The organism is Burkholderia sp. Bp8963, assembly GCF_003854275.1.
In the GTDB taxonomy this organism is placed as follows: domain Bacteria; phylum Pseudomonadota; class Gammaproteobacteria; order Burkholderiales; family Burkholderiaceae; genus Burkholderia.
In genome coordinates this window covers 1-8,293 of sequence record NZ_QTQP01000104.1, presented here as the reverse complement: position 1 = coordinate 8,293, position 8,293 = coordinate 1, and the positions used below count along the sequence as shown (strand labels likewise).

The following is an 8,293-nucleotide window of genomic DNA, read 5'->3' as shown; positions in this document are numbered from 1 at the left end:
CGGCCTTTCGCGAGAAGGTCAACGTGATTTGCAAGCTATACCGCAAGGCGCCGCGAAACGCGGTGGTGCTGAGCATCGACGAGAAGACCGGCATTCAGGCCATCGAGCGCAAGCACCCGGGACGGGCACCCGCCCCAGGACGGCTGCGCCGCCGAGAATTCGAATACATTCGTCACGGCACCCAGGCGTTGATTGCCGCGCTGGCTGTGCATTCCGGCAAGGTACTGGCAGAGTGCCGCGAGCGGCGTACCCAGAACGATCTGGTAGCCTTCATGGAGCGCGTGGCAACCGCGTACCCGGGCAAGCAGGTGCACGTGGTGTGGGACAACCTGAACACGCGCCGCGCCCAAGCCGTCTGGCAGGCGTTCAATGTGCGGCATGGCAAGCGGTTTCACTTCCACTTCACCCCATTGCACGCGAGCTGGGTCAATCAGATCGAACTCTGGTTTGCCCGCGACACCCGCCGCGTGCTGCGCCATGCCAGCCACACCAGCACCGCGCACCTGCGCGAGCGCACCGAGCAGTTCGTCGGCGAGCACAATCAGGTCGCCCGCCCCTTCAAATGGAGTTTCCGGGGCTATCCGCCCCCCGCTGCAAGGCGATGCTTCGTAATCGAGATACACAGATGCCAGCTTTACCCGCCAAACACCGCGCCGCTGAACTGCAGCGTCAACTGCGCAGTCTGCTCGGCCATGAGCAGATCGTCACGCAAGCCTACGGGCGCCACTTGCTGATCAAACGTCTGGACGACGATGAGTCAACTGTCGTGGCGCGGCTAACCGAACTCGGCCGCAATCGATATGGCGCCGCCTTTCGCAGCCACAGTGGGCGTTGGGAGCCGCTGCCGGGCATGGGTTCGCTCGACGAAATGGCCGATGTGATCGTCACGCTCCTGCAGCCATATTTACAGCCTGATAATTATTAAACTTATTTGAGGGATGTTGTACTAGGTGCGCTCGGCGGCGTCCGCACCTTTTTTGCGCAATTCGATGAGACTGAGCAGCAACGCGTCACGCTCCGCCTCCAGCGCCTCGATGGAGCGCGAGCCGACCTCGGCATGGACGCTGTCGACGAGCGTCTTCTGCACTTCCGGGGTCAGCACCGGCTCACCGAGGGTCTTCCACCAGGCCGTCATCGGGCCGCTGAACTGCTGCATGAAGTGCTCGATGCCGCCCGGGCCGCCGCCAAGATGGTTGAGCATCATGCCGCCCATCACCCCCCAGCGCAGGCCCGGGCCCCAGCACAGCGCGGCGTCGACCCCGTCGGCGCTCACCACACCCTCGCTGACGAGGTAATACACCTCGCGCATCAATGCGGACTGCAGACGGTTCGCGACGTGGCCAGGCATCTCCTTGATTTCCTCAATGCGGTTTCCGCGTTCGGTGCGATGTCCGTCGCAACGACCTGCAATCCCTTCGCGAGAAACAGCGCGGCCCAGCTCGCGCCGATCACGCCCGTGCCGATGATGGCGATGCGGCGAATTGGCTTGGGGTTGGTCAAATGACTTCTCCAGTGTGCGGGTCAGAGTTCGACGTAGGCGATGCCGTCGGGAAGGCGGCAGTCCGTGACGATCGTCCGGCGGTCGGAACCGTCGGGATTCATCGAGTGAATGCGGCCGCCGCTCAGTTCGAGGAGAAACAATCGTCCGGAGCGGATCTCGCCCTGAGAAACTTTGCTGGACTGAAGCTGGGTCATGACGTGTCCTTTCGTGTCGCTGCAATTGAAAGGGGCGCTGAACGTCAGGCAGAGGCCGAATGCCGCCGGGTATCGGCGGCGGCGTTCCCGCAAGGCACGGGATGCTCCGATGACGTGGCGCGACTGACTACGTTTGAGCGACGCCAGTGTTGGGAAACGTTGCTCATGGACACCCACTTTAGGTGGTCAGCGGTGCGTGCCGCCACTGCACAATGGTGTAGCGACACCTTCGTACAGGTGGGAGGGAGCGTCGTGTCGCACCTAACCCAAAGTGCAATTGAGACTGCCCCGGGCGCGACCTAAATTGGTTCTCAGGCTGACGCATTCGTCTCATCCGGGGACGTATTTCGCGACACGCGAGAGCGCCCGCCGCAGCCATTCAGGAACGACGGAACTGACCAAATCGGAGGACTCCCGCACGCAGGATCCGGAGTCCGGGGGATTGACATGAACACGCTTCGCCATGCTTCTTGCATGCTCTTCGACGCCATCGATGTCACGATGTGGGGTGTCTCCCTGCTTGGCGGGCTGAACCTCATCGGCCGGCTCGTCATGCGCCTTCCGTTGCGCATCGTGGGCGCCCTGGTGCCGCGCGGGATAGAGTCCCCGTTGCTTCAGGACATATTGGTCGGATTCGTGGTCGTGCTCATCGGCGGGCTGTTGATCATGGTCGCCATGCTGCGCGTCGAATTACGCGACGAAGCCACATTGGTTCGTGCCTATTCAAATACATCGGAAAACTTACATTCCTGATGGTCCCGATGCTGTCGACCTGCTGGACCCGCGACGGACTCGACTGTGCGCGACGGATGGGCTGGTGGTTTTCGTACCAGCAGCGTTCCCCCGCCTTCGCGCACCAGTTCCAGCGGCCGCACCGCCCACGCACGATCGAGTTCGTCCTTCAATTCGAATTCGTGAGCGAGCCGATCGACGCTCGCAGGCGACGGAGGCTCGACGGCCGGCCGCACGACGAGCCGCGTCGCGTCGCCGCCATCGGCCGGCCGGCGTACCCGGCTGAAGACGCGCTCGCCATCCTTCCACGAGGTCTGGAGGCCGTCGTGCATCTCGCCGTCATCATGGGTCGCCATTTGCCGCCCCCCGCCGTCTCGTCAGAATACACCCGACGACGGATCAAGACGGAGCCCGCTCGGTGACGCGGCCGACGCACCGCCGATCGACGCGACGGCCCGAACCTGCGTGGCCAGATGCGCGTTACCGTTTCATTGCGCCAGGTATCCTGCGGAACCGAGCTCACCATCGTGCAGGAGGGCATGCCTGCGGTCATTCCTGTGGAAATGTGCTACCTCGGCTGGCAGGAGTCGCTGGTTCAGTTGGCAAGATTGGTCGAGCCCGAAATCCCTGACTGAAGGGAATTTTCGCCAGGAAGGACGCCCCCGGGTGAGTATCCGGGGAGCCGCATGAATCACGATCCCCACCCGGATTCCGGATGGTGCGTGAGCTCGCATCCGTCAAGCGTTGCCAGTGCTTGCTCGTCCGCCTCCAGCATCGAAGGCACCTCTTCGCGAAGGAGGTCGATGAACGTCCGGATCTTTGCGTCGAGGAAACGCCGGGACGGATACAACGCATAGACGTTCACGGGCTGCGCCTCATATTCTCGAAGCAGCCATGTCAGCGCACCCGAGCGCAAGCCGGGCAGCGCAACGCCAGCGGGCAGGATCGCGATGCCAAGGCCCCCCGCTACCGCCAGTTCCAGCGCTTCCATCGCATTGACCGTCAGGCGGGACGAACCGATGTCCACCGGGAACGTGTCGTCGGCGCCTCTGAATACCCATTTATCGAACGGAAACACGGACGTGGTCAATTGCAGGCACTGATGTACGCGCAAGTCTTCAGGCGCTGCCGGCACGCCGTGGCTCGCCAGATAACGCGGGGACGCGCACACCACGCCGCGCATCCTCCCGAGCCTCAGACTGACCAACCCGGAGCTCGGCAATTCCGGCGCGAGAACGATCGACGCGTCATAGCCGTCCTCCAGCATGTCGGGAATGGCACCCGACATCGTGACCTCGACCCTGAGTTCGGCAAACCGCTGCTGATACTTCAGTATGGCAGGCACCACGAGCTGATGGCCGAAGCTCGAAAGTGCGTGAACACGCAGCCGTCCGACGGGACGTGCCGCCGCTGATCGCGCCTCGGCTTCCGCGTCATCGAGGTTCGAGAGGATCTCCTGGCATCGGCGCAGATAGCGATCGCCCGCCTCCGTCAGGGCAACATGCCTCGTCGACCGGTTCAACAGCCGGCTGCCCAGATGGGTTTCGAGTTGGCTGATCGCGCGCGAGACGGCGGGCGTACTGAGATTGAGCCGCTTGGCCGCCGACGAAAAACCGCCATCGCTCGCGACTTTCGCAAAGATGCGCATGCATTGAAACGTGTCCATCAATCGCTCCGTCGAACCTTGACGGGCAGAAGACGCAAGGCATCCTGAAACTGGAATGACAGGGGCCTGCACTCGCGCGCCATGGAAAAACGCCTGAAAGGTGTCGTCCTGGTAGCGAGAGTATTCCGAACCCGGTGCGGGGCGCTATTGCACGATGGTATAAGCGACACCGTCGTATTCGCGCGAAGGGGCCGAGTGAACCCAAAGTGTAATTGCAGCCGCGCCGGGCATTCCCTAAATTGGTTCGCATACCGACGCTTCAAACGCGGTCTCATCCATGCCACCGGCATGGTCTTCCCCGCCATGTCGGGGCTATTTCTCGATGCCCGGACGTGGTCAGTGCATCGGTCGTTCACCCCCGGACCTGGAGCGAAGCCATGATCCGCAGCCTCCACCAATCAAGCCGCGAACAACACGCGAACCGCGCGGCCGCTCATGCATCGGCGGACGTCGCGCTCCGCGATTGCGATGACGAACCCGCTCTCGGCGCCCACCTGATCACGCAACGCCGCGGCTACGAACATCACGGCATTTACGTCGGTAGCGGCAAGGTCATTCACTACGCCGGGTTTGCCAAGTCCGCACATCGCGGCCCCGTCGAAGAAGTCCCGCTCGAGCAGTTCGCCGACGGTCACGTCGTCGCCGTACGTCCGCATCCGTTTCCGAAGTATTCCGGCGAACAAGCCGTGCGGCGCGCCCGCTCGCGCCTCGGCGAGAACCGCTATCGCCTGATGACGAACAACTGCGAGCACTTCTGCGCATGGTGCGTGCGCGGCGAAAGCCGCAGCGAACAGGTTCATGCATGCCTCACGCATCCGCGCGCGGGCTTGCTCGCGCTGCTGTGCCTCGCGAGCACGTTCGTCGGCATCCGGATGAACGTCGGCCGCGCCGTTGCGCGCCCGGCATGAGCGGCATGAACCCTCGTCTGACTTTTGAAGCGGACGGAAACGCGAAGGAGGCCATCTTGAGCTCGACCGAAAAGACACTGCACTGGGCCGTCGACAAATGGCTCGCGCCCACGCCTGCGATGCCCGCGCGCGTCGTGCGCCTGCGCCGCACGCAGATGCATCGCCGCTGCGTGTGCGTCCAGGCGATGGGGCCTGGCGGTCTGCTGCTGATCTTCTTCTTCCGTCACGACGACGGATCGTGGAATGTGTATCCGCCTGCGCAAGCGCGGCCGGCAATGTCCGCATGGAGGACAGTGTGATGAAAGACGGCAACCACGAATATGGCGCGCGCGGCCCGCGCATCGAGCGGCTTGCGCTGTGCGGCGCGCAATCCATCCGCCAGGCTGGCAGAACCGCGTCCCCGGCACGCGCGACATTCCGGCTTCAGCACGCCGGCGCGTCGTGCTGCCGGCAAGCGCGACGCGCCGCAAGGATTCGACGTCGTGCCTGAAGCGCCATGCAACGAGCCGGTACGCGCGTCTGCACGTTGCCATGCAGTGCACTGCAGATGTTCGAACACCGTGTTTTCAGCCCTTATGGGTGTCCTGCTTTACCAGCGCTGCATCGCGATGCACGCAACAAAGGCGCACGTCCCGCCCGCAGGAGGATTTCTCGTGGATATCAGGAAAACGGCCGAGTTGACGCCCGGAGCGGAACGCCTGTTCAAGGCATTCGTCATCGTTGTCTGCGGCTGGGCGCTGATCGAGGCGCCGCTGGAACTCGGCGGCTCGACCGATTCGATCTGGCTGCCCGCCGTGGTGGCGTCGAAGGTCCTGATGGGCCTCGTCGGCACGGCCGCCATCGCCAAGCTCCGCTTTGCCCGTCAAGTCTTCACGTTCATCTGCGGCGCGAGCGTATTCGCGATGGCGCCGGCCTTACCGCTCGAGTACGCGCGCTGCGTCGCTATTGCACTCTTCTCGACGGTCGAGTGCCTCGGCAAAGTAGCATGCGTCGCATTGTTCGCCATCGCGCCGTTGGCAGGAGGCCGTGCCGGCACCCATCCGGGCGTGGAAAAACGCATGGCCGACGACCAACCATGAGCTTGTCGAGCGTCTCGAGGTGGGTATTGCCGCCAATTTCCGGTGCGCTGCTGGGCGGCTGCACGTTTGCACCGTCTCTCCCGCTGTTCGGCGCGGCCTTTCCGGACTGGTTGTTCTGCATCGTGTCCGGCGTCGCCGGAACGATCGTCGCGCATCTGGCGCTGAGCCGGCGCGGTGCGAGTTCGGCGCTCGCGCCGCTCGGCATCAGCTATCCGGCGCTGAGCGCGCTGCTTGCGATGGCGACATGGCTGATATTCTTTTCCCGTTGACGTGGTCCGAACATGAATGACAACGCGCGCGCCGCACGAAAGCACTTCCGGCCGAGCCGGCTGACGGCAATGGACGCCCGCCAGGCCGTGTTGCTCGAACGCATCTCGATGCTGGAAGTCGACGGGCAGCGCCTGAGCCAGGACATCGCGATGTCGAAGGCGCTCGGCGGCGGGTATCGCGAGGCGCTTGTCGAGCTGAGGATACGGTGATGTCGGGCGGCGAGCGCCAACGACGAGCTGCCTGACCGGCGGGCTGCGCTGCAGGCCACAAGTGCAATACCGCCCCCGTCACGCAGCGTTGCGCAGCGCTGCCTTTGGTGCGTAGTCTGAATCAAGTTTCCACGCCATGCCGATCAGTTCGGCGAGCGAGCGAGCGCTCATCTTGCGCATGACCTGCCTGCGGTGCACCTTCACCGTGATCTCGCTGATGCCCAACTCGGCGCCCACCCGTTTGTTCAGAAGGCCGGTCACCACCAGCGCCATGACCTCCCGCTCGCGCCGACTGAGTGACGCGTAGCGATCCCGGATCGACTGCATTCCGGCTTCCTCGCGCAATGCCGCGCGGCTGCGCTCGATGGCGTGCCGGATCGCGTCGAGCAGGACCTGATCGTCGAAGGGCTTGACGAGAAATTCAACCGCCCCCGCCTTCATCGCCCGCACCGTCGTCGGCACGTCGCTGTTGCCGGTGATGAAGATGATCGGCATGTCGGTGCGCTCGGTTGCGATCAGATTCTGAAGATCGAGGCCGCTGAGATCGGGAAGGCTGACGTCCAGCACCAGGCAGTTCGGGACCATCACGCGCGGGCGCCCAAGAAAGTCCTGCGCACAAGCGTACGTCTCCGCCTTGAGGCCGGCAAAGCGGGTCATGGCTTCGATCGCCTCACGCACCGACACATCGTCGTCGACGACGAAGACGACCGGCGTGGCTTGCGACGACGACAATTCCGCTTCACGTTCAACTGCATGGACTGGTGTCATCGGATGCTCCGAGAAACCCCGCCATTGATGGCGGGGAGGAAAGGAGCGCCGTCGACAGACGGCATACCTTCGTTAGAATGACCGGCATGATTCTTGTCTACCGCTACCGGGTGAAGTCGCTCAACGGCTTGCTGAACAAGCAGAGCCGCGCGGTGAACTACGTCTGGAACTTCTGCAATGACACGCAGAAGCACGCGCTCAAGTGGCGCAAGAAGTGGCCGACGGGTTTCGACCTGAACGTGCTGACGACCGGCAGCAGCAAGGAACTCGGCATTCACTCCGGCACGGTCAACGCGACATGCGAGCAATACGCGAAGTCGCGCAGCCAGCACCGTCGCCCTTACCTGCGCTATCGCGGCAGGAAATCGCTCGGCTGGGTGCCGCTGAAGGGCCGCGACCTGAAACGCGAGGGCGACGCGTTCCGCTTCGCCGGCAACACCTTCCGCGTGTTCAACAGCCGCTCGCTTCCCGATGGCAAGATCAAGGACGGAACCAATTTTGCGCAGGACGCGCGCGGCAACTGGTTCCTCAACATCGTGATCGAGCTGCCCGATGTTCCGGCGCGCCCGATCCGCTCCGGCGTCGGTATCGATCTCGGTCTGAAAGACTTCGCCACACTGTCGACCGGCGAGAAGTTGCCAAATGACAGGTTCGGCCGACTCGCGGCCGACAAGTTGGCGAAGGCGCAGCGGGCGCGCAAGCACAAGCGGCATATCGCGAAGCTGCACGCCAAGGTGGCGAATGCCCGCGCCGATTTTCAGCACAAGCGCGCGCTCAATCTGGTGCGGCGCTTCGATTACATCGCGGTCGGCAACGTGTCGGCCGCGAAACTCGCCAGGACCAGGCTGGCGAAGAGCGTCTACGACGCAGCCTGGTCGTCCTTCCGGGACAAGCTCCGTTACAAGGCGATGGCGCACGGAGCCACGTTCGTGGAAGTGGACGAAAGCGGTTCGACCCAGTCCTGTT

At 63.6% G+C, this 8,293-nt stretch carries 14 protein-coding genes and 3 pseudogenes; 10 read left to right on the top strand and 7 right to left on the bottom strand.

Annotated features, from left to right (window positions below):
* Window positions 1-581 (top strand): annotated as a pseudogene (locus DID96_RS37070) (IS630 family transposase); the annotation flags it as partial.
* A 146-nt stretch (window positions 582-727) separates the two neighbouring features.
* The gene (locus DID96_RS37065; RefSeq protein WP_260464166.1) at window positions 728-925 is read left to right on the top strand and encodes a hypothetical protein; all 198 of its coding nucleotides are present in this window, start codon (window positions 728-730) and stop codon (window positions 923-925) included.
* Between the two features lie 21 nt (window positions 926-946).
* On the opposite strand, the gene DID96_RS37060 is transcribed toward DID96_RS37065, so the two are convergent.
* The 3 genes from DID96_RS37060 to DID96_RS37055 are packed head-to-tail and all read right to left on the bottom strand — an operon-like array spanning window position 947 to window position 1,695.
* On the bottom strand, window positions 947-1,348 hold the full coding sequence (locus DID96_RS37060; protein ID WP_311767792.1) for a 3-hydroxyacyl-CoA dehydrogenase family protein: 402 nt from the start codon (window positions 1,346-1,348) through the stop codon (window positions 947-949).
* The gene (locus DID96_RS39470; RefSeq protein WP_311767791.1) at window positions 1,309-1,500 is read right to left on the bottom strand and encodes a 3-hydroxyacyl-CoA dehydrogenase NAD-binding domain-containing protein; all 192 of its coding nucleotides are present in this window, start codon (window positions 1,498-1,500) and stop codon (window positions 1,309-1,311) included. Before DID96_RS39470 ends, DID96_RS37060 begins: the two co-directional genes overlap by 40 nt.
* Before the next feature lie 21 nt (window positions 1,501-1,521).
* Window positions 1,522-1,695, bottom strand: coding sequence for a hypothetical protein (locus tag DID96_RS37055; RefSeq protein ID WP_221624639.1), 174 nt, complete (start codon window positions 1,693-1,695; stop codon window positions 1,522-1,524).
* A 447-nt stretch (window positions 1,696-2,142) separates the two neighbouring features.
* Between DID96_RS37055 and DID96_RS37050 the strand changes: the two genes are divergently transcribed.
* Window positions 2,143-2,448 carry a hypothetical protein gene (locus DID96_RS37050; protein WP_124604200.1) on the top strand — a complete coding sequence of 102 codons (306 nt, stop codon included), beginning with the start codon at window positions 2,143-2,145 and terminating at the stop codon, window positions 2,446-2,448.
* Here the strand turns inward: DID96_RS37050 and DID96_RS37045 are convergent.
* Window positions 2,415-2,783, bottom strand: coding sequence for a hypothetical protein (locus DID96_RS37045; RefSeq protein WP_124604198.1), 369 nt, complete (start codon window positions 2,781-2,783; stop codon window positions 2,415-2,417). The two genes, DID96_RS37050 and DID96_RS37045, sit on opposite strands and share 34 nt — an antisense overlap.
* A 90-nt stretch (window positions 2,784-2,873) precedes the next feature.
* On the opposite strand from DID96_RS37045, the pseudogene DID96_RS37040 reads away from it, so the two are divergent.
* Window positions 2,874-3,062: pseudogene (locus tag DID96_RS37040) on the top strand (SRPBCC domain-containing protein); the annotation flags it as partial.
* Between the two features lie 56 nt (window positions 3,063-3,118).
* On the opposite strand, the gene DID96_RS37035 reads toward DID96_RS37040, so the two are convergent.
* Window positions 3,119-4,093, bottom strand: a complete 975-nt coding sequence (locus tag DID96_RS37035) for a LysR family transcriptional regulator (protein WP_124604196.1) — start codon at window positions 4,091-4,093, stop codon at window positions 3,119-3,121.
* A gap of 377 nt (window positions 4,094-4,470) precedes the next feature.
* On the opposite strand from DID96_RS37035, the gene DID96_RS37030 reads away from it, so the two are divergent.
* Both DID96_RS37030 and DID96_RS37025 read left to right on the top strand, forming a co-directional pair.
* Complete coding sequence (locus DID96_RS37030) at window positions 4,471-5,001, top strand: lecithin retinol acyltransferase family protein (RefSeq protein ID WP_124604194.1); 531 nt, start codon at window positions 4,471-4,473, stop codon at window positions 4,999-5,001.
* A 56-nt stretch (window positions 5,002-5,057) separates the two neighbouring features.
* A complete protein-coding gene (locus tag DID96_RS37025) occupies window positions 5,058-5,300 on the top strand; it encodes a hypothetical protein (protein ID WP_124604192.1) in 243 nt (80 codons plus the stop codon).
* A gap of 93 nt (window positions 5,301-5,393) precedes the next feature.
* Here the strand turns inward: DID96_RS37025 and DID96_RS39320 are convergent.
* A pseudogene (locus DID96_RS39320) lies at window positions 5,394-5,534 on the bottom strand (DUF2866 domain-containing protein); the annotation flags it as partial.
* Between the two features lie 120 nt (window positions 5,535-5,654).
* Between DID96_RS39320 and DID96_RS37015 the strand changes: the two are divergent.
* Genes DID96_RS37015 through DID96_RS37005 form a run of 3 tightly spaced genes read left to right on the top strand, consistent with a single transcriptional unit; the run spans window position 5,655 to window position 6,559 of the window.
* Window positions 5,655-6,080, top strand: a complete 426-nt coding sequence (locus DID96_RS37015; protein ID WP_185732494.1) for a hypothetical protein — start codon at window positions 5,655-5,657, stop codon at window positions 6,078-6,080.
* A gap of 26 nt (window positions 6,081-6,106) precedes the next feature.
* On the top strand, window positions 6,107-6,349 hold the full coding sequence (locus DID96_RS37010) for a YtcA family lipoprotein (RefSeq protein WP_260464165.1): 243 nt from the start codon (window positions 6,107-6,109) through the stop codon (window positions 6,347-6,349).
* 12 nt (window positions 6,350-6,361) lie between these two features.
* A complete protein-coding gene (locus DID96_RS37005; protein WP_185732493.1) occupies window positions 6,362-6,559 on the top strand; it encodes a hypothetical protein in 198 nt (65 codons plus the stop codon).
* Between the two features lie 78 nt (window positions 6,560-6,637).
* Here DID96_RS37005 and DID96_RS37000 read toward each other — a convergent pair whose 3' ends face one another.
* A complete protein-coding gene (locus tag DID96_RS37000) occupies window positions 6,638-7,327 on the bottom strand; it encodes a response regulator transcription factor (RefSeq protein ID WP_124604189.1) in 690 nt (229 codons plus the stop codon).
* 86 nt (window positions 7,328-7,413) lie between these two features.
* Between DID96_RS37000 and DID96_RS36995 the strand changes: the two genes are divergently transcribed.
* On the top strand, window positions 7,414-8,293 hold an 880-nt coding region (locus DID96_RS36995), incomplete at its 3' end, for an RNA-guided endonuclease TnpB family protein (protein ID WP_148094531.1).

What these genes read in the sequence shown, in the direction of transcription:
- DID96_RS37060 (WP_311767792.1), bottom strand. Translation starts at nt 1,348, where the DNA reads ATGCCTGGCCACGTCGCGAACCGTCTGCAGTCCGCATTGATGCGCGAG.
- DID96_RS37055 (WP_221624639.1), bottom strand. Translation starts at nt 1,695, where the DNA reads ATGACCCAGCTTCAGTCCAGCAAAGTTTCTCAGGGCGAGATCCGCTCC.
- DID96_RS37050 (WP_124604200.1), top strand. Translation starts at nt 2,143, where the DNA reads ATGAACACGCTTCGCCATGCTTCTTGCATGCTCTTCGACGCCATCGAT.
- DID96_RS37045 (WP_124604198.1), bottom strand. Translation starts at nt 2,783, where the DNA reads ATGGCGACCCATGATGACGGCGAGATGCACGACGGCCTCCAGACCTCG.
- DID96_RS37035 (WP_124604196.1), bottom strand. Translation starts at nt 4,093, where the DNA reads ATGGACACGTTTCAATGCATGCGCATCTTTGCGAAAGTCGCGAGCGAT.
- DID96_RS37030 (WP_124604194.1), top strand. Translation starts at nt 4,471, where the DNA reads ATGATCCGCAGCCTCCACCAATCAAGCCGCGAACAACACGCGAACCGC.
- DID96_RS37005 (WP_185732493.1), top strand. Translation starts at nt 6,362, where the DNA reads ATGAATGACAACGCGCGCGCCGCACGAAAGCACTTCCGGCCGAGCCGG.
- DID96_RS37000 (WP_124604189.1), bottom strand. Translation starts at nt 7,327, where the DNA reads ATGACACCAGTCCATGCAGTTGAACGTGAAGCGGAATTGTCGTCGTCG.